This window comes from Eubacterium sp. OM08-24 (assembly GCF_003438075.1).
Classification (GTDB): domain Bacteria; phylum Bacillota; class Clostridia; order Oscillospirales; family Acutalibacteraceae; genus Ruminococcoides.
In genome coordinates this window covers 38,890-55,689 of sequence record NZ_QSTA01000004.1, presented here as the reverse complement: position 1 = coordinate 55,689, position 16,800 = coordinate 38,890, and the positions used below count along the sequence as shown (strand labels likewise).

12 protein-coding genes are annotated in these 16,800 nt (G+C 41.0%); all 12 read right to left on the bottom strand.

The annotated features are described in order from the left end of the window. Nucleotides 1-260: 260 nt before the first annotated feature. The 12 genes from ftsZ to DXC23_RS08040 all read right to left on the bottom strand — a co-directional run bounded on the left by ftsZ (nucleotide 261) and on the right by DXC23_RS08040 (nucleotide 16,589). On the bottom strand, nucleotides 261-1,364 hold the full coding sequence (gene ftsZ / locus DXC23_RS08095; protein WP_022234959.1) for a cell division protein FtsZ: 1,104 nt from the start codon (nucleotides 1,362-1,364) through the stop codon (nucleotides 261-263). Nucleotides 1,365-1,580: 216 nt separating this feature from the next. Beyond that, the gene (locus tag DXC23_RS08090; RefSeq protein ID WP_117705609.1) at nucleotides 1,581-3,236 is read right to left on the bottom strand and encodes an FtsQ-type POTRA domain-containing protein; all 1,656 of its coding nucleotides are present in this window, start codon (nucleotides 3,234-3,236) and stop codon (nucleotides 1,581-1,583) included. A gap of 27 nt (nucleotides 3,237-3,263) precedes the next feature. Next, nucleotides 3,264-4,517: a UDP-N-acetylglucosamine 1-carboxyvinyltransferase gene (gene murA / locus DXC23_RS08085; RefSeq protein ID WP_117705608.1), complete on the bottom strand. Its 1,254-nt coding sequence runs from the start codon at nucleotides 4,515-4,517 to the stop codon at nucleotides 3,264-3,266. 57 nt (nucleotides 4,518-4,574) lie between these two features. Next, nucleotides 4,575-5,696 (bottom strand): undecaprenyldiphospho-muramoylpentapeptide beta-N-acetylglucosaminyltransferase, encoded by a 1,122-nt coding sequence (murG, locus tag DXC23_RS08080; RefSeq protein ID WP_117705607.1) that lies wholly within the window; start codon nucleotides 5,694-5,696, stop codon nucleotides 4,575-4,577. Nucleotides 5,697-5,714: 18 nt separating this feature from the next. Continuing rightward, nucleotides 5,715-6,995 carry a putative peptidoglycan glycosyltransferase FtsW gene (locus DXC23_RS08075; RefSeq protein ID WP_242997453.1) on the bottom strand — a complete coding sequence of 427 codons (1,281 nt, stop codon included), beginning with the start codon at nucleotides 6,993-6,995 and terminating at the stop codon, nucleotides 5,715-5,717. A gap of 33 nt (nucleotides 6,996-7,028) precedes the next feature. Next, nucleotides 7,029-8,060, bottom strand: a complete 1,032-nt coding sequence (gene mraY, locus DXC23_RS08070; RefSeq protein WP_117705606.1) for a phospho-N-acetylmuramoyl-pentapeptide-transferase — start codon at nucleotides 8,058-8,060, stop codon at nucleotides 7,029-7,031. 96 nt (nucleotides 8,061-8,156) lie between these two features. Further along, entirely contained in the window at nucleotides 8,157-10,427 is a 2,271-nt protein-coding gene (locus DXC23_RS08065) for a penicillin-binding transpeptidase domain-containing protein (RefSeq protein WP_117705605.1), read from the bottom strand. Nucleotides 10,428-10,565: 138 nt separating this feature from the next. Continuing rightward, complete coding sequence (locus DXC23_RS08060; protein ID WP_117705604.1) at nucleotides 10,566-11,102, bottom strand: hypothetical protein; 537 nt, start codon at nucleotides 11,100-11,102, stop codon at nucleotides 10,566-10,568. A gap of 271 nt (nucleotides 11,103-11,373) precedes the next feature. Further along, nucleotides 11,374-12,297: a 16S rRNA (cytosine(1402)-N(4))-methyltransferase RsmH gene (gene rsmH, locus DXC23_RS08055; protein WP_117705603.1), complete on the bottom strand. Its 924-nt coding sequence runs from the start codon at nucleotides 12,295-12,297 to the stop codon at nucleotides 11,374-11,376. Between the two features lie 10 nt (nucleotides 12,298-12,307). Further along, entirely contained in the window at nucleotides 12,308-12,730 is a 423-nt protein-coding gene (gene mraZ / locus DXC23_RS08050; protein WP_158552519.1) for a division/cell wall cluster transcriptional repressor MraZ, read from the bottom strand. Nucleotides 12,731-13,122: 392 nt separating this feature from the next. Next, entirely contained in the window at nucleotides 13,123-14,856 is a 1,734-nt protein-coding gene (locus DXC23_RS08045; RefSeq protein WP_117705601.1) for an ABC transporter ATP-binding protein, read from the bottom strand. Then, the gene (locus DXC23_RS08040; RefSeq protein WP_117705600.1) at nucleotides 14,853-16,589 is read right to left on the bottom strand and encodes an ABC transporter ATP-binding protein; all 1,737 of its coding nucleotides are present in this window, start codon (nucleotides 16,587-16,589) and stop codon (nucleotides 14,853-14,855) included. The genes DXC23_RS08045 and DXC23_RS08040 overlap by 4 nt, the downstream gene beginning before the upstream one ends. Between the last annotated feature and the right edge of the window lie 211 nt (nucleotides 16,590-16,800).

Genomic DNA, 16,800 nt, shown 5'->3' with positions numbered 1-16,800 from the left:
ATAATAATTACAGCGATAAATTGCCATAATTAATAAAATTAAATTTTCTACTATTACTAATCAGTACATACAACAGGTCAATCGTCACCAACCTGCAAGAATATTTTATTATGTTTTTATTATAAACAATTCCCCCAATAAATACAACACTCCGCATAATGCGAATTGTAATGTTTTTGCATTATGCTATGCAGTTTCTGCATAAATAATTTTAAAAAATCGGAGCTGTTTTTTTACAGCTCCTTAAATTTTAAGTATAATTATTTATTGAAGATTGACATAATGTCATAGAAAGTATCGTCATCATCGTCTGTAACATCTTTCTTTGACTTTTCAGCAGGTGCGGAAGTTGGTTTTTTCTCCTCTGTAAGGAAACTATCCTCAACTTTTTTCTTAGCAACCTGACTGTCGGCATTAAAACCTGTAGCAATAACAGTTACGCTGATAGCATCTTCCATCTTATCGTCAATAACAGCACCCCAAATGATGTTAGCGTCTTCAGATACCTTATCTTTAATCATTGTGGATGCAGCGTCAATATCATCAAGGCTTACATCTGCAGAAGCTGTAATATTAATGATAAGACCCTTAGCGCCGTCAATTGAAGTTTCGAGAAGTGGGCTTGAAATAGCCATATCAGCAGCAACAGTAGCCTTATCTTTGCCTGTTGCACTGCCCATACCCATATGAGCATAACCGGCATCCTTCATTACAGAAGTAACATCGGCAAAGTCAAGGTTTACAAGACCCGGAAGGAGAATAAGGTCAGAAATACTCTGAACACCCTGTCTTAAAACATCATCTGCAATAGCAAATGCGTTCTGAAGTGTGATGCTTGTTTCTGAAACATATTTTAATCTTTCGTTAGGAACAATGATAAGTGAATCAACACAAGCTGAAAGCTCAGCAATACCCTGCTCTGCCTGTGTCATTCTTCTCTTGCCCTCAAAAGCGAACGGCTTTGTAACAACGCCTACTGTAAGAATACCCATATCCTTGGCAATCTTAGCTACAACAGGAGCTGCACCTGTACCTGTGCCGCCGCCCATACCGGCAGTAACAAATACCATATCTGTATCCTTAAGGAGAGCTGCAATTTCGTCATTGCTTTCTTCAGCTGCGCTCTTACCAATGTCAGGCTTAGAACCGGCACCCTTACCCTTTGTAAGTTTCTCACCGATCTGTACCTTCTGTGAAGCCTTTGAAAGTCTGAGAACGTGCTCATCTGTATTTACAGCGATAAATTCAACATTCTTAACTCCCATATCAACCATGCGGTTTACAGCGTTACCGCCGCCGCCACCAACACCGATTACTTTAATTTTAGGCATATACTCATTTTCCAATTCAAGTTCAAAAGCCATTTAAACATCCTCCTTGTTGTCTATGTTCATTCCGTCTATAAATCATAATATCACATTTAAGGCGATTATAATTCATATATTAACACACTTTTGTAAAAATATCAATGCTTTTGCGTGTTTTTTTAATTACCAAATTCCATTTTCTGTCTATTTGTTTATACAAATATATTTTTCTCTAAAATGCTTTTTATTATGTCAAATATTTACATATAAGAATTATAAATACGAATTATTCGGGTCATCGTACTGCGTCGAATGATCTTCTGACGGTTCGCCGCTGTTGTATCCGTCACTGCCGTCAGAATAGCTGTTTGAACCGTTATCGGAATTATCGGTACTTCCCGAATCTGACGAGCTGTTCAGCGAGCCGAATACATCTGCGTATCCGTCACCATCGGTATCAAAGCAATCGGCAATACCATCGCCGTTTGTATCAAAAGCAAGTATTCCGTTGCCAATATCAAGACCTGTGTCGGGGAATACGCCGATATACTCGCCATTACTGTTCGTTGCAAGCGTTGCTCCCTGCGTTGTTGCGGGTTCAGATGCGTCAGCTGTACCCTGAGTTGGGTTTACAGTGCCTGTCGGAGCGGTTGTAACCGCAATAGTTTCGTTCGGATTAAATCTTGAAGTCTTGTTTGTACTGCAAGACGAAACATCAAGTGTACCGTAAATTGCGCCTGTTTTGTTAGGGTCAAGCTTTTCGGTTATTATCGCCATTGCCGTTCTGATTTTGTAATCAATATCTTCCGGCAAACCGATAATAACAGCTATTCTGTTGTCATAAACAAGCTTTATATTCGCTGTATTTGTAACATCAATACCCGTTATTCCTTTAAATTCGTTTTTGCTTAACGAGTCGGAAATTTCTTCAAGAATTACAGGCACATTTTCATCGCTGTATGATACATAGTCGCCGATAGTTGTTGTTTGAAGTGCGCTGCTTGAAAGTACAGGATAATTTGATGAATTGTCAGTCATAACATCAAGTATTCTGCCCTTTGAGCTTATAAGCAAGAACTTGCCGTCATTTACAATTACATATGACGGTACAGCATCCTGTATTGTAATTTTAATTGTGTCAGGAATAACAAAGTCAACCTTTGCAGACTCAACATACGGCAGTTTTTCTGCAATCTTATCTGGAGTTGCCGTCATTTTACCCACAAAAATATTACTCTGCAAAGCAACATTTGCGAATGAAAGAATCTGCTCCTCGCTGTAAAAGCTGTCGCCCTCAATCTCAATTTTTTCTGTTTTAAAGAGAACGGTTAAAGACAAAATAATGCCTATAACGAGAACCACGCCGCAAGTGATAACCGACGCCATAATTCGGCGTTTTTTAATTTGATTTGAAGTCATAGGCTTTTTAAGGCGCTTAACTTTTTCATTTTCCTGCTCGTGAATACTTTGGGCAACTCTTTGCTGCTTTTGGCGCTCACCGAACTCATCTATATAAAAACCGTCATCATAGGCCTTTGGCTTTAGATTTTTGATTTTCTTTTCGCTTTTTCTTATATATCTTTCTTCTTTGCTGAGGTCATCTCTCTGCTTTTTCATCTGCTCATTTAGTTTTTGCTCAATTTGGCTATGAGATTTTTTCTCAGGCTTTTTTTCGCTTTTTGTACTCTTAGATTTTTGTGCGCTTGTTTTTTTCTTTGACGGAGCAGTGTTCGGCTTTTTGATTTCATCACGATTTTTAGCATCATTCTGCTTATTCGCACCGCTCTTTTTTTTCTGTCCTGAGGAGGATTTTGCTGCCTTTTCCTTGCTTTTATGGTACTTTTGTGCCTCTTTGGCAGCCTGCTTTCTCTGTTTTTGAATTTTTCTTCGTTCTTCAGCCGAAAGCTCTTTCCTTTTATCTTCTGCCATAATATCCTCCTTACAAATATACCCATCCTAAAGCTTTGATATACTCGCTCCCAGCGAACCGAGCATAAGCTCTATATTTTCATATCCTCTTTCCAAATATTCCGAGTTACCTATATCTGTAACCCCATCTGCCGAAAGTGCGGCAATTACCAGTGCCGCTCCTCCACGCAAATCGGGAGCTTCTACCTTAGCTCCGTATAATGACCGCACACCCTCCACAACTGCGACCTTTCCCTCGGTTTTTATTTTTGCTCCCATTCGTGAAAGTTCGCTTGTGTGTCGGTAACGGTTTTCAAAAATATTTTCTACAAATACCGTAGTTCCGTCCGCTACGCTTGCAACCGCCATAAGCGGGGCTTGAGCATCGGTGGGAAATCCCGGATACGGCATTGTTCGTATTGTTCTAAATGCTGAAAGTCTTTGCGGAGCGGAAATTGTAAGATTTCCTCCGACTGAGCGCAGTCTGCACCCTGCCTCCTCCAAAACGGGCATAACCGCTCCGAGGTGGCTCTGCACAATGCCTTTCAGTGTAATTTTAGACTGAGTAACCGCAGCAGCCGACAAAAGCGTTGCCGCAACTATTCGGTCGGGAATCATAGTATGCTGAGCTGCGGTTAATTCCGAAACTCCGTCAATTACCACAACGCCCTCGCCTGCACCGCTGATTTTTGCTCCGCAGCTGTTTAAATAATCTGCAAGATCGCAAATTTCAGGTTCGCAAGCGGCATTTATTATTGTAGTAGTGCCGCAGGCTGTACTTGCGGCTATCATAATATCTTCTGTGGCACCCACACTTGGAAAGGAAAGAGCAATTTTTGTGCCTTTAAGCCCCTTTGGCGCAGTGCAATCTATAACTCCATGCTTTTCAACAATTTCCGCACCCATTTGTCGTAGTGCGTTTAGGTGCATATCAATAGGGCGAGGGCCAAGCTCACATCCACCCGGAAGTGACAATTTGACCGCACCTGTTCTTGCGAGAACAGCGCCCAAAAAAATTATTGAACTTCTTGTTTTCCTCATCAGAACATCGGGAATATCATTTCTGCACAATCCGTCAGCCGTAATGAGCATTGTTGTGTGAAAGCGCTTTACATTACAGCCAAGATACCGTAATATCTGAGATGATGCCTCTATATCCGAGAGAGCAGGACAATTAAAAAGCACATTTTCGCCCTTTGTCAGAACCGAGGCCGCAATAATGGGTAAGGCGCTGTTTTTAGCGCCCTGAACATTAACTTCACCGCTGAGCTTTTCCCGTCCCTTAACAAGAAGTCGTGACACACTAACACCCTCCTACATAAAATACCTTTACATTCTATGTATTAAAGGCTTGATGTGTTACACAAGTCCAAGTACACCTTTTATAACCGAGTAAATTCTCTCATTTGCATCAGTAATAGCTGTTTTTCTTGCATTTTTTGCATATTCTGCAAGTCTTTCGGGATTAGCAAGCATATTGTCTGCCTTTTGCATAAGCAATCTGCCTGTAAGATCCTTTTCTTCAATAATATCGGCAGCGCCTGCATTTACAAGTGCCATAGCATTGTGATACTGATGATTTTCCGCAACATTCGGTGACGGAATAAGAATTGCAGGTTTGCCAAGCGCCTGAATTTCGCTGAGTGTAATTGCGCCTGCACGACAGATTACCAAGTCAGCAGCCGCCATACAAACATCCATATCGTTAATAAACTCTCTTATGTCGAGGTTATCAGCTTTTTCAAGGTCGCAGCCTTTTTCTTTCAAAAGGTCCGGAAACCATTTGCCAAATTTGCCGTAAGCGTGAATATGCTGGTATCTTCCGTCAATTCCGCTCCTTGCAATCAAGTCGGCTACTCCCTCGTTGATTTTTCTTGCACCAAGACTTCCGCCGAACGAAAGCACTACCGGTCTTTCATCAACACCAAGCTTTGCTCTTGCCTCTTCCCTGTTTGCTGTAAGAATCTTACCTCTTACAGGGTTGCCCGTAACGGCAAAATCAGCCTTTTTGTCAAAATGCTTTTTTGCATCCGGAACGGCGAGCATTACCTTGTCAACCTCTTTTGCAAGCATTTTGTTTGTTATGCCCGGATAAGCGTTCTGCTCGTGAATAACGGTTTTAACACCGAGCTTTGCAGCCGCTCTTATAACAGGGCCTGAAACATAGCCGCCCGTACCAATGCAAATATCCGGCTTAAATTCTTTTATAATTTTCTTTGCATCAATAGACGAGGTAATTGTTCTTTTTACTGTTTTTACATTATCCATTAATCCCTTTGGAGATAGCTTGCGGCTAAATCCGCTGATAACGATAAACTTCATATCATATCCTGCCTGTGGCACGAGGGTTTCTTCCATACCGCCCTTGTTGCCTACAAAAAGGAACTCTGTATCAGGTTTTTTCTGCTTTATAAAGCCTGCAATGGCAAGGGCAGGATTTATATGTCCCGCTGTGCCGCCTCCTGCAAGTAAAACTCTCATTGATATACCTCCAAACGCTTACTGTTTTTCAATATTTGCGGTTCTTGAAACCGAAAGCACAAGTCCCATCTGAGCAAGCAGCATAATAAGCGAACTGCCGCCGTAGCTGAAGAAAGGCAAACTGATACCCGTATTTGGCAGCCAGTCGGTAATTACAAGGATATTAAGTATTACCTGCAAGCCAATCTGTGAAGTAAGACCAATGCCAAGAAGTTTTCCAAAATTATCTTTTGAACGAAGTGAAAGTGTTATTCCTCTCCATACAAGCAAAGCAAAAATGAGAAGTATGAGCACCGCACCTACAAGACCGAGCTCCTCAACTACAATCGCAAAAATAAAGTCATTCTGCGGCTCAGGCAAATACAAAAACTTTTGTCTTGACTGTCCGAGTCCGAGTCCCCATAGTCCGCCCGAACCGATTGCATAAAGCGAGTTTCTTGTCTGCCATGTAGTCTGCCACATATCTTCGGTTGTATATTCAAGCGACTGTCCCCAACCGTCCATACGGCTCATAGCATATGTAAGTCCGCCTGTCATAGCAAGCACAACTACAACTGCACCAAGAATAATTGCGCCAATGGCGAGGTATCTTGTTTTCATTCCGCCAATGTAAAGCATAAGAACTGTAAGCATTGCAATAATTACAATACCCGAGTAATGCGGTTCAAGAAAAAGCAGCAGTGCTGTTGTTCCGAAAACAATAATACCCGGCATTACGCTAAACTTTGGCAGCTGCATTTTATCATAATGCTTACTGCACCAATGCGCAAAGAAAAGTATTGTAGAAAACTTTGCAATCTCTGACGGCTGAATATTAAATATACCTAACGGAATCCAACGGTGTACGCCTGCCTCACCCGAAGGAACGATAAGAACGATGATGAGTGCAAAGTACGAAATACCCATAATCAGCGGAATAAATCTGTGCAGCTTATTATAGTTAAAAAACGATATACCGAACATAAGCGCTACACCGATAGCGGCAAAGACAAGCTGTCTTATGAGAAAATAATAGCTGTTGCCGTTATTATAATATGCAACAGGATAGCTTGCCGAAAACATCATTATCAATCCTATTGTAAGAAGAACAAGAATAATAATGCAGAACGGCAAATCTATGCCCATACCTGTTGTAATCCAACCAGGCTTTTTTCTGCGCTTTCTGCCTGTACTGCCGTTTTCGCTCTTTTTAGGACGGGCAAAAAAACTTTCTTTTTTCGCCTGTTCGGCTTCAAGGTACTTTTCGTCATATATTCTGTTTATGTCAGCCTTGAGTATCATATTCAGATACGGAGCCATTCGCAAAACCTCCCGTCAGTCTGAAAAAATAAATTACGCAACCACACCAAAGTAAGCAATAAATGCGGAAATCGCACCGAAAATTGCTGTTACAATGCTGAATACGCTTACTATTTTTACTTCGCTCCAACCGCACATCTCAAAATGATGGTGGATAGGACTCATCTTAAATAATCTTTTACCGTGTGTAGCCTTAAAATAGCTTACCTGCAAAATAACCGAGAACATCTCGCAAAGGTAAACAATGCCGATAGGAAGAAGAAGAATAGGCATATCAACAGCGAAAGCTATTGCACACACAAGACCGCCGAGGAAAAGCGAGCCTGTGTCGCCCATAAATACCTTTGCAGGGTGGAAGTTCCATACAAGGAAACCGAGGCAAGCGCCTGCCGATGCGGCACACCATGCGGTAACGCCAAGTGCGCTCATCATACAAGCAATTACCATAAAGCTGATGCATACAAAAAATGTTATTGAACCGTCAAGACCGTCAACACCGTCTGTAAGATTAACCGCATTTACAATACCCACAATAACGATAGCGGAAATAATGTAATAGAAAAATCCGAGGTCAACTCTGCCTACAAACGGAATTGTAGTTTCTGTACCGCAGCCCGCAACAGCAAGAATAATAATGTAAGCGATAGCCGCCGCAAACTGTAAAACCAGCTTTTGCTTTACTGTAAGACCTAAGTTGCGCTTTTTTACTACCTTTGTGTAGTCATCAATAAATCCGATAGCTCCGTTTGCAAGGGCAAGGAAAAGACCTGCAAAAATCATTACAGTTTCCTTATTGATATCTGCAAAATAAAGGTTTATGAAATTTTTGCCAATGCAAAGATAAATAATTGTGCTGATTATTGTAACAACTGTTATTGCAATAATAAACATAAAGCCGCCCATAATAGGAGTGCCCTGCTTTTTCTTATGCCACTTAGGACCGTCCTCAAGAATTGTCTGACCAAAGTGAAGTTTGCGCAGCATTGGAATCAAAAAAGCACCCGCAACTGCTGAAATTATAAACGCAACGATAGCCGCTGCAAAAGTCCAAATTCCATATACCATTAATTATCGTTCCTTTCATACGGGCAAAGGGCTTGAATAATCAAAGCCCTGCCCAATGGTTTATTTAACATTGCAGTCCCCTCTGAACCGCAAATTTTAATCGTTCACGCTCACCGACGAACTGAAGGTTACGGTAATAAGTGAGCCTTCGCTTACCATAGTGCCCTCTGCTATATCCTGTGATGTACTTACTACACTGCCCGATGCCGCACCCACAAGGCTTACATTAAGTCCGTATGAGCTTGCAACGGCATTTACCTCAGAAACCGAATATCCCACAAGTTTCGGTACTGTTACCTTTTCGGCTGTACTTGCCTCATCTGTGTAAAGCACAATGTTGCCGCCGTTAGGTATCTGTGATGACGGAGCGGGGATCTGAGAAATAACATTATTGCCCTCGCCCTTTACAGTAACTGTAAAGCCGTCATTCTCTGCATTTGTTCTAGCCTCGGATACTGAAAGTCCAACATAAGAACCGGCTACTGTATCAATATACTCAAGCTCGTCATCCGAGTAGCTTGTTTTAATGTCAAGGTAAGGAAGAACCTCTGTCATAATATTGATAAATACAGGAGATGCAACCTGAGAACCGTAGTAAGAGCCGCCGTTTGGTGTATCAAAGAATACAAGCATTGCTACCTGCGGATCATCGGCAGGAGCATAACCGCAGAAAGATGCGATATAGTCCTCACTGTAATTACTTACAATCTTAACGCCCTTTTTCTCAGAAGTACCTGTTTTACCTGCTACACGATAGCCGGGAACATAGCCTGAAGTTGAGCCTGAGGTTGATGTATTGTACTCAAGAATCTCATTCATTTTATCAGATGTTTCTTTTGAAATAGCCTGACGCTTAACTGTTTTTTCCACATTCTTAACTACATTGCCGTCAGAATCGGTAATTTTTGAAACTACATACGGCTGAAGAACATATCCGCCGTTTGCAACCGCCGCACAAGCTGTAATCATCTGAATAGGTGTAATTTTAAAGTTCTGACCAAACGAACCTACCGCAAGGTCAACTTCGTCCATATCTGTAAAGAACTGGTCATCAGCCTCACCCGGAAGGTCAATGCCTGTTTTGTCGGCAAAGCCGAAAGCCTTATAATACTGAGTGTATTTGTTTATTCCGAGCAGCTGTCCCATCTGCATAAACGCAGGGTTACAAGAGTTTACTATTGCCTCGGTAAAGCTCTGTGTTCCGTGACCTGCAAGGTTATGACAGTGAATAGCACCGGCATCTGCAATAGTCATTGAACCTGCACAATAGAATGTACTTGTGTCGGGGTCAACAAGACCTTCCTCAAGAACCATTGATGCAGTGCACATTTTAAATACCGAACCCGGTTCGTAAGTATCGGCAACCGCCTTGTTACGCCACATTGCCGAGAGCGCCGCACTTTCTGCTGCATCCTGCTCATTTTCGGGGAGGGCGGCAATTTCCTGCTTATCCTTATCAGAAAGCTCGTAAGGATTGTTAAGGTCATAGCCGTTAGCTGTTACCATAGCGAGAATAGCACCTGTGTTTACATCCATAAGAATACAAACACCCTTGTTGAGAACATCGTTGTCAATAATGCCCTGTGCCATATATTTTTCGCAGATAGACTGAATTGTTGAGTCAATAGTAAGGTAAAGGTTGTTGCCGTTCTTAGCCTCAACATTCTGCTCATATTGGAAAGGCATTTCTGTACCGACTGAGTTTTTGGCGGTTACAATTCTGCCTGCCGTACCTTTTAAATAGGTATCGTATTCATACTCAATGCCCTCAAGTCCCTGCTCGTCACTGCCTGTAAAGCCGATAACATTAGACGCAAGGTCATTATTTGGGTAATATCTTTTGTAATCGTCCTGCAGCTGAACCGCATAGTCACTGCAACTGTATTTTTCTTTAAGAGTATCAATAAGTTCAAGAATTTTTGTTCTTGCGTCTGATTCAATCTTACGCTTTACAACTACATAGTAACTGTTCTGCTTTGTCTTTTCGAGCAAATCAGCTTTGTCAAGACCGAGAATTTCGGAAAGTCCCGATGCAATGGCATTCCTCTGCTCATCTGTATCTATATTTGCAGGCGACATAACTACCTGCCATACCGAGGCGCTCTCTGCAAGCACCTTGCCGTTTGAATCATAAATAGTACCACGCTTTGCGGGGAGTTTTCTGTCCATAAGCTGCTGCTCAACCGCCGCCTGCTGAAGCTCACCGCTTTGAATAGTGGTAAGATAGCCGAGTCTTGCAACAATTGCGCCAAAACCTATAACAAGGATAAGCACAATAAGCACCGCTGTTCTGTGTCTTAGTCGCTGGTTAGGACCTTTTGCGGCCTTCTTTTTCTTCTCTTTTTTAGTAAAATCGTTTTTCTCCAACAAAATTTCTCCTTTCAACCGCAATATCCTTATAAAAATGTAAATATTTTACAATAACTGTTCTATACCGAAAAAAGAGCCAAGACACAGTCTTAACTCTTATTCCTCCATAACATTTGTATTAAGTTTACCGTTATGTTATGACCAAAGATTTGCTATTGAGCTGATAAACTGAGTAAAGAGGTTTTCACTCTCCGGAGAAGTAACCTCTGCTTTATCTCCGCCTGATAGTGAAACAAATTCCTGCTGAGAATTTGATGCTTTGGTCAAACCAAGCTGATTTTCGGCATATTTTTCAATGTCTGATGAGCTAAGCTTTCCCTGCAAGCTCATTTCTGTTTGTGTGTAAACACTCTGCGAATTTGAAAGTGTTTCCTTTGCGGTAATAATCTGCTGATTTAACTCTGTGATTCTTACCTGTCCCACAATAATTGTTGCAATAATCATTGCAACAGCTGCACCGCCGATTGAGCCAAGCGCAACCTTAAGTGGGTTATGTCTGCGTTTTCTGATTTTATGTATTTCCTCTTCCGGTAAGGAAATAACCTTTTTGCCGGTCTTTTTCTTAGGTGCTTTAACCTTTTCTACTTCTTCGTCATGCTGTGGCAAAGGAGCGGCTGAAGCTTCGTCAAAAAGATTCAAATCATACGCTGCGTTTCTGTTTTCATATGCCATATTCTGCACCCTGTGCCTTTCCGATATCATTTAATAAAACACACAATATACTCATTACTTGCAATGAGCAAAATATTTCACGATTTTAATAATTTAAAAGAATTATATGTATTTAAAGTACGAAAAATCGCCTTTAAACCTTTATATTATGCGTATATATAGTAATTACGGTGCATAGCGCTACAACCGATAGCGTTTGTAACCATATTTACAGCTTTGTTATATTTTACTACAATTTAGCGCATTTGTCCATAGCTGCAAAAGAAAAAAACTATATTTTTTCACATATTCTCAACTTTGCACTTCTTGCTCTGGGATTTAATTCCAATTCTGTCCCATTTGCACAAACAGGCTTTCTCGTTATGAGCTTTGCCTTTGGTTTATTTCCACAAACACACACCGGAAAGTCCTTTGGACAGGTACAGCCCTTACACCAAGACGCCATTTTTTGCTTGACTATTCTGTCCTCAAGGGAGTGGAAAGTAATAACTGCCAGCCTTCCGCCCGAACCGAGCATTTCAAAAGCTCCGTCAAGTCCCTTGTTAAGTGCACCGAGTTCATCGTTAACCGCAATCCTTATAGCCTGAAATGTTTTTCTTGCAGGATGTCCCTCTCGCCTTACTTTCTGTGGAACATTCTGCTTAATAATTTCTGCAAGCTGTAAAGTTGTTTCAATTCTCTGCTCTTCCCTTGCCTTTACAATGCCCTTTGCTATTGAATCGGCAAATTTTTCTTCACCATAGGTGTAAATAATTCTGCGCAATTCTTCAAAAGGAAGTGTGTTTACAAGGTCGGCGGCTGTTGTGCCGCTCTGACTCATTCTCATATCAAGAGGAGCGTCCTCGTGAAACGAAAAACCACGCTCTGCTGTGTCAAGCTGATGAGAAGAAACACCGATGTCGAGCATAACTCCGTCAAGTCTGCCTACGCCTCTTTGCCTTAAAAGCTCGGCAATGTCTGCAAAGTTGCCCTTTATGATTATCGAATTCTCATTTTTACAAAATCGCTTTGTAAGCGTTTGTATTGCGTCCGGATCACGATCAATAGAAATTAATTTACCCGTTGTAAGGTGCTTTAAAATTTCACTGCTGTGACCTCCACCGCCTGCGGTACCATCAGCGTAAATGCCGTTTTCTTTAATATTAAGCCCTTCGATGGTTTCATTGAGCAGGACGGGAATATGATTAAATTCCATAGCTTGCTCCTTATCCGAATGAAAGGCTGCCAACTGCGTCGGCAAGCTGATCTTTCTGTGAATTTACATAATCCTCAAATACTGACTTGCTCCAAATTTCAATACGGTTATTAAGACCGATTACAAGTGCATCGCTGTCAAGCTTTGCGTTCTCTCTTAAAGTCTGCGGAAGCTGAACTCTGCCCTGTGAATTGGGCGATACCTCAACAGCGGTTGCGGTAAAGGTATATTGGAGAATCATAGCCTTGTTAGCGGGCAGCTGCATAATCTGTGAGCAGAAATGTTCAAAAACCTCTTTAGACATAACCTGAATGCAAGGGGTGCCAAAGCCCTGTGCAACATAAAAGGTATCTCCAAGTTCATCTCTAAACTTAGCAGGCAAAACAACTCTTCCCTTAGCATCAATAGAATGATTAGACATTCCGGAAAACATTTTGCCCACCTCCATTTAAGCTGAAATTCGGTTTTTTGAGTATCAATCAGTCACTAAATGACACCTTATGCCACCGTTTGCTATCATTATACCCCATTAGCCTTTAAAAATCAAGATAAATATAGCACAAAATGAAATAAAATTTACAAACCGCAGTAATATTTTTCAGATTTGAAATTATTTTTACCTTATTTTAATTTATAATTCTCAAGCGAAATTATAATACAAAAAAGAGCCGCAAAACCTCCATAAAATCTGGGGTTTTGGCGACTCTTAAGAGCTTTGTTGTAACCTTTATAAGCAAAAAGGTTACAAATTCAAAACATTTGTTCCAAGTATTTTAACCTGATAATATATAGTTTTTTATAATTGTGTCACTCAGTGACACCGTTTTACTTTGCAAATTGGCTTTCGTAAAGTTTCTTATAGAAACCGCCCTTTGCAAGCAATTCTTCGTGAGTACCCTGCTCAATGATATTACCGTCACGCATAACAAGAATAGCATCGCTTTCCTTAATCGTAGAAAGTCTGTGAGCAACAACAAAGCTTGTTCTGCCCTGCATAATCTTTGCAAATGCCTTTTGAACACGAATTTCGGTAAGTGTATCAATAGACGAAGTAGCCTCATCAAGGATAAGCATAGTAGGATTTGAGAGCATTGCTCTTGCAATACAAAGCAGCTGCTTTTGACCCTGAGAAAGGTTACCGCCGCCCTCTGAAATCATTGTATCGTAGCCGTCAGGCATTTTCCTTATAAAGCTGTGGGCATACGCCGCCTTTGCAGCCTCAATAACCTGTTCATCGGTAGCGTTGGGATTGCCGTACTTTAAGTTTTCCATAATAGTTCCGCAGAAAAGCCAGCTGTCCTGCAATACCATTCCGTACAGCTTTCTAAGTTCGTCACGCTCCATATCCTTAATATCAACACCGTCAATAGAAATCTTGCCGCTGTCAATATCGTAAAATCTCATAAGAAGATTGATAAAGGTAGTTTTGCCGCAGCCTGTCGGGCCTACAATGGCAATGTGGCTGCCGCTTTTGACATCAAGAGAAAAGTCGGTAATAAGCGGTTTGTCCTTTACATAAGAGAAGTTTACATTCTCAATTTTTACATTGCCCTTGCAATTTTCAATCTTAACGGACTCGGGCTTGTCCTCAGGCTCGTCCTCGGCGTCAAGCACATCAAACACTCTGCCTGCCGCTGCAATGGCTGTCTGCAACTGTGTAAGCACACCTGTTACCTCGTTAAAAGGCTTTGTATATTGGTTTGCATAGGTCAAGAAGCACGAAAGCTGACCGACTGAAAGCGTACCTGAAATTGCTGTGATTGCACCGAAAATGCCGACAGCCGCATATACCATTGCATTTACAAATCTTGTACTTGGGTTAGCAAGCGCACCTGCAAACTGAGCCTTAAAGCCTACCGTGTAAAGTTCTTGGTTGTATTTTTCAAAATTTTCAAAAGCTCTGTCTTCATATGAAAAAGCCTTTACAATTCGCTGATTGCCCACATATTCCTCAACATATGAGGAAATATCACCCTGCAGCTGCTGTTGTCTTGCAAAACGGTTGTGTGTCATTTTACCGATAAAAGCGGCCACAAATAATGAAAGCGGAGTAAGAATAATTACCGCAAGGGCGATTCTCCAGTCAATTATAAACATAAATATCATTGTTCCGAGAATTGTAACAATACCCGAGAACAACTGCAAAAACATCTGCGAAAGACCGTCGCCTACTGCATCAACATCATTGATTACTCGGCTGATAAGGTCACCGTGCGAGTGTGTGTCAACGTACGATAGCGGCACATCGTTGAATTTGCAGAAAACATCTCGTCTTAAATCTCTTACCGTCTTGTATGAGATTACATTAGTAAAATAAGTCATAGTCCATTGGAAAATCGCAACGCCTGCAACTCCGACAGCTATATAAATAATTATTTGAAGTACATTTTCAAAATTAACATTGCCCTTGTCTATAATGTTATCAATGGCATTACCTGTAAGTACAGGAATATAAAGAGTAAGAGAAACGCTGATTATCGCACTTAAAATAGCAAGCGCAAGCAATCCCTTGTATGGTTTTATATATTTTAAAACTCGTCTTACAACAGATTTTTTCATACTTCCACCTCCGATTTGCTGAGCTGTGAAAGGCAAATTTCCTTGTAAGTTTCACAATTTTTAAGCAATTCCTTATGTGTGCCTTTTCCCACAAGCATACCGTCGTCAAGCACAAGGATTAAATCCGAGTTCATAATCGTTGAGCAACGCTGTGTAACAATTATAACCGTCATCTCGTGAGTATACTGACTGAGTGCTTTTCTGAGCGCCGCATCTGTTGCAAAGTCGAGTGCGGAAAAGCTGTCATCAAGAATAAGCACCTTTGGCTTTGCGGCAATCGCTCTTGCAATGCAAAGTCGCTGTCTTTGACCGCCGCTGAAATTCTTACCTCCCTGCTCAACATTGCTGTCAAGTCCCATAGGGAGCTTTGAAACAAATTCATAAGCCTGTGCGTTTTTAAGCGCCGTAATAATTTCTTCGTCTGTAAGGTCGGGATTTTCCCACTTCATATTGTCACGAACAGTTCCCTTAAAAAGTATCGACTGCTGAGGAACTATGCCGATTTGCTTTCTAAGCTGTTTAAAAGAATAGTCCTTTACATTTCTGCCGTCAACCTCTACACTGCCCTGTGTTACATCATAAAAGCGAGGGATAAGGTTAATAAGCGTACTTTTACCCGAACCTGTACCGCCGATTATGCCGACAGTTGAGCCACGCTTAATTTCAAAGCTGATTTTGCTAAGCTCATCGTCACCGCCGCCATAGCTGAAAGAAACATTGTCAAAAGCAATCTTCGGTGTGTTGTCGTCTGTGCTTACAGAAATAAGCTCCTTGGTGTTTTCTTTAACGCTTGGCTCGGTTTCAAGCACTTCGTTAATTCTTGCTGCCGATGCACTGCCCTTTGTCATTAAAAGCACAAGGTTTGCCACAACTATCATAGCAAGCAAAATTTGCGTCATATAGCTTACAAGTGCGATAATGTCGCCTGTCTGCATATTGCCTGCGTTTACATTCAAACCGCCAAACCAAATGATTGCAATAATAGCAATGTCTGTTACAACATAGGTTGCAGGGTTAAGCAAAGCCGAAAGTCTGCTGATGCGGATTGAGGTTGCCGCAAGATCTTCGGTTGAATTATCAATCCTTTCCTTTTCGCTTTTCTGCTTTGAAAAGGCTCTGATAACTCGGTTGCCCGAAAGATTTTCTCTTGAAATAAGTCCGATTTTATCGAGCTTTTTCTGCATAAGGCTGAAAATCGGGATACTTTTTGTCATTACAAAATAAAGTATAAGTCCGATAATAACGGCGGCAATTATGAAAATGATTGACATTCTCACGCTGATTGTCATTGCCATAATAATTGAGCCTATAACAATAAACGGCGCTCTTGTCAGCAATCTGATTGTCATTGCAACCATCTGTTGTGACTGGTTTACATCATTTGTAATTCTTGTAATGAGCGATGGTGTGCCTATTTTGTCAATTTCCGCATGAGAAAGTGAGTTGATGTGTGAAAACAACGCTCTTCTCACCTTTGTGCCAAAGCCCTGCGATGCCTTTGAAGCAAAATACTGACAGACAAGAGCACTCAGCAAACCTGTTGCCGCAAGTGCAACCATTACAAGTCCCATTCTCAATACATAGCTTTTATCGCCATTAGCAACACCGTTGTCAATTATGTCCGCCATTACAAGCGGAACAATAAGCTCAAGTATTGCCTCAAAAAGCTTGCACAAAGGACCGATGATACATTCTTTTTTGTAGTCCTTTAAAAATCTTCTGAGTTTAATCATAATTTTCCTCTCAAAATTTTCTTTCTTTAGTTTTTATTTTTTAAAGTATAATGTTACTATTTTACATCAAAATATTATATATATCAATATTAGCAGGCAAAAATAGTGATTTTATCAAATTCATTAGCTTTTGAGGCAAACACTTTATTGAGTTTTTTTATGTATCAATGCTATAATGAATGTATAAAATAATTATGTTTTAAAGGAGACA

What these genes read in the sequence shown, in the direction of transcription:
- DXC23_RS08090 (WP_117705609.1), bottom strand. Translation starts at nt 3,236, where the DNA reads ATGGCAGAAGATAAAAGGAAAGAGCTTTCGGCTGAAGAACGAAGAAAA.
- DXC23_RS08040 (WP_117705600.1), bottom strand. Translation starts at nt 16,589, where the DNA reads ATGATTAAACTCAGAAGATTTTTAAAGGACTACAAAAAAGAATGTATC.
- DXC23_RS08060 (WP_117705604.1), bottom strand. Translation starts at nt 11,102, where the DNA reads ATGGCATATGAAAACAGAAACGCAGCGTATGATTTGAATCTTTTTGAC.
- DXC23_RS08075 (WP_242997453.1), bottom strand. Translation starts at nt 6,995, where the DNA reads ATGGCTCCGTATCTGAATATGATACTCAAGGCTGACATAAACAGAATA.
- ftsZ (WP_022234959.1), bottom strand. Translation starts at nt 1,364, where the DNA reads ATGGCTTTTGAACTTGAATTGGAAAATGAGTATATGCCTAAAATTAAA.
- mraY (WP_117705606.1), bottom strand. Translation starts at nt 8,060, where the DNA reads ATGGTATATGGAATTTGGACTTTTGCAGCGGCTATCGTTGCGTTTATA.
- DXC23_RS08045 (WP_117705601.1), bottom strand. Translation starts at nt 14,856, where the DNA reads ATGAAAAAATCTGTTGTAAGACGAGTTTTAAAATATATAAAACCATAC.
- murG (WP_117705607.1), bottom strand. Translation starts at nt 5,696, where the DNA reads ATGAGAGTTTTACTTGCAGGAGGCGGCACAGCGGGACATATAAATCCT.
- mraZ (WP_158552519.1), bottom strand. Translation starts at nt 12,730, where the DNA reads ATGTTTTCCGGAATGTCTAATCATTCTATTGATGCTAAGGGAAGAGTT.
- rsmH (WP_117705603.1), bottom strand. Translation starts at nt 12,297, where the DNA reads ATGGAATTTAATCATATTCCCGTCCTGCTCAATGAAACCATCGAAGGG.